The organism is Lentzea aerocolonigenes (assembly GCF_000955955.1).
GTDB classification, from domain to species: domain Bacteria; phylum Actinomycetota; class Actinomycetes; order Mycobacteriales; family Pseudonocardiaceae; genus Lentzea; species Lentzea aerocolonigenes_A.
Map to the genome: position 1 here is coordinate 1 of NZ_JYJG01000163.1, position 2,528 is coordinate 2,528.

Here is a 2,528-nt window from a genome sequence, read left to right on the forward strand (position 1 = left end):
TGTCTCTTATACACATCTTCGCGCTGGTTCTCGGCCTGTTCTTGTCGCGTGGCCCGAAAATGCCGATCAGCGTCCATCCGCTCCCCCCTCAACGGGGTCAGAGGCGCAACCCCAGGACGAGCTTGTCAGCCGAGTCGATCACGCGGAAGCCGAGGTGTTCCCAGAATCCGATGCCGTGTGTGTTGTGGTGCCGCACGTGCACGTGAACGCCCTTCTCCAGACGTTCGAGCACGGTCCGCACGAGCTTCCCGCCGAACCCCTTGCCCTTCGCGCGCGGCAGGAGGTTCGCGTGCATGTGCGCCGGATAGTCCTTGACCAGCGTCGGATCGACCTTCGCCGGGTGGTGGATGTGCTGCACGACGCGGTTCGCGTCTGGCCTGAGCGGATATCTCACCCGCAGGTCAGGCCACCAGTCCCGGTCACAGCGATCTTCGAACGCCTCGCTGTCGGACGCCGCGATCGCGTAGCCGCACACGCCTTCGTCGTCCTCGACGACGAACGCGAGATCAGGCTCGAACGCCACATACGGCCCGACGTAGGCGTGACCGAGCAGACGCGGGTCATCGAACAGATGGCGCGCGCCCTTGCCACCGTTGCCGGTGTCGAGGCAGATGTCGTAGAGCGCGTCCAGGTCAGCGGGCCGGTACGCGCGGATCACGTCAGCTCGCGCCGATCCGTGATGATCACCGGTTCGACGTCGACAACTTCACCCTCGACGACCTGACCGGCCCCGAACCGCCGCTCGTGCTCGAACTTGAGCGCCGCCGCCTCGGCCTTGCGCGCGATCCGCCGGCTGACGATCTTGCGCGTGGGCGGGAACAGCAGGAACAACGCCGCCACGTCGCTGATGAACCCCGGCACCATGATCAACGCCCCGGCCGCCGCGATGAGCACGCCGTCGGCCATCTCCTGATGCGGCTGCTGACGCTTCCACACGGCCTCGCTGAACGCGGCCATCGTCTGCGCACCCTGCCTGCGCACGAGCTGCAGGCCGACCAGGGTGCCGACCAGGAGGAGCGCGATCATCCACAGCCCGCCGATGGCGTTGCCAACGGCGATCATGACCGCGATCTCGGCGAACACCCCGAGCAGCACCAGCGCGAAAACAGGCATGCCTGGTCAACGCACGACCGCCCGAGTTTGCTCCCGGCCCGCCCTCCACCAGCGCTTGAGCTGAAATATTTACGGCGCGCTAGCGATATGACAGGATATCTTTACGCGACCTCGACGCTGAGGAGTACGGATGACTGCGCTGCACGACGCCCCCACGGCGCTGGAGCGGCTGGACCGCCAGCCGTACACCTACGAGCGCCGCGAGCTGGTCGAACCCGACTGGCGGCGCTTCCCGGGCTGGTCCCACGTGACCGAGGCGCAGTGGCGTGACGCCCAGTGGCAGCGCGTGAACTGCGTGAAGAACGTCAAACAGCTCCGCAAGGTCACCGGCGACCTGCTGAACGAGAAGTTCTACGACGACCTGGCCGCGGACCAGGAGAACTTCGCGACCATGTCGATGCTGATCCCGCCCCAGATGCTCAACACCATGGCGGTGGACGCAGCACCGGCCGACTTCACCGACGCCTTCCTGGCCGACCCGGTCCGCCGCTATATGCTCCCGGTCCGCTCCGACCGCGACCCCCGCTGGCCGTCCCACCCGCACTCCCAGCGCGACTCGCTGCACGAGGCCGAGATGTGGGTCGTCGAGGGTCTGACCCACCGCTACCCCACGAAGGTCCTGGCCGAGATGGTCTCGACCTGCCCGCAGTACTGCGGCCACTGCACCCGCATGGACCTGGTCGGCAACTCGACCCCGCTGATCGACAAGCACAAGCTGTCGCTGAAGCCGGTGGACCGCCAGGACCAGATGATCGAGTACCTGAAGAAGACCCCTGGCGTCCGCGACGTCGTCGTCTCCGGCGGCGACGTGGCCAACGTCCCCTGGCCGCAGCTCGAGTCGTTCCTGATGCGCCTGCTGGACATCGAGACGGTCCGCGACATCCGCCTGGCTACCAAGGCCCTGGCCGGTCTCCCCCAGCACTGGATCCAGCCGCGCGTCGTCGAGGGCCTGGAGCGCGTGGCCCGCACCGCCTCCCGCCGCGGCGTGAACCTCGCCATCCACACCCACGTGAACCACGCCCAGTCCGTGACACCTCTCGTGGCCGAGGCCGCCCGCACGGCGCTCGAGGTCGGCGTCCGGGACGTGCGCAACCAGGGCGTTCTGATGAAGGGCGTCAACGCGACGCCGGACGACCTGCTCGACCTCTGCTTTGCGCTGCAAGGGGAAGCGAACATCCTGCCGTACTACTTCTACATGTGCGACATGATCCCCAACGCGGAGCACTGGAGGGTGTCCGTGTGGGAGGCGCAAGAACTTCAGCACGCGATCATGGGCTACCTGCCTGGGTATGCGACTCCTCGCATCGTGTGCGACGTGCCGTACGTGGGCAAGCGGTGGGTGCACCAGCTCGCCGAATACGACCGTGAGCTGGGCATTTCCTACTGGACCAAGAACTACCGGACCGGGATCGAGC

At 66.8% G+C, this 2,528-nt stretch carries 3 protein-coding genes; 1 reads left to right on the plus strand and 2 read right to left on the minus strand.

All coding sequences use genetic code 11. The features are described from left to right. Window positions 1–97: 97 nt before the first annotated feature. Together UK23_RS23315 and UK23_RS23320 are read right to left on the minus strand one after the other, a co-directional pair. Window positions 98–658, minus strand: a complete 561-nt coding sequence (locus tag UK23_RS23315) for a GNAT family N-acetyltransferase (RefSeq protein ID WP_045313739.1) — start codon at window positions 656–658, stop codon at window positions 98–100. After that, window positions 655–1,113, minus strand: a complete 459-nt coding sequence (locus tag UK23_RS23320) for an FxsA family protein (RefSeq protein ID WP_045313740.1) — start codon at window positions 1,111–1,113, stop codon at window positions 655–657. The genes UK23_RS23315 and UK23_RS23320 overlap by 4 nt, the downstream gene beginning before the upstream one ends. Window positions 1,114–1,243: 130 nt before the next feature. On the opposite strand from UK23_RS23320, the gene UK23_RS23325 reads away from it, so the two are divergent. Beyond that, the coding region (locus UK23_RS23325; RefSeq protein ID WP_045313741.1) for a KamA family radical SAM protein at window positions 1,244–2,528 on the plus strand (1,285 nt) is incomplete at its 3' end.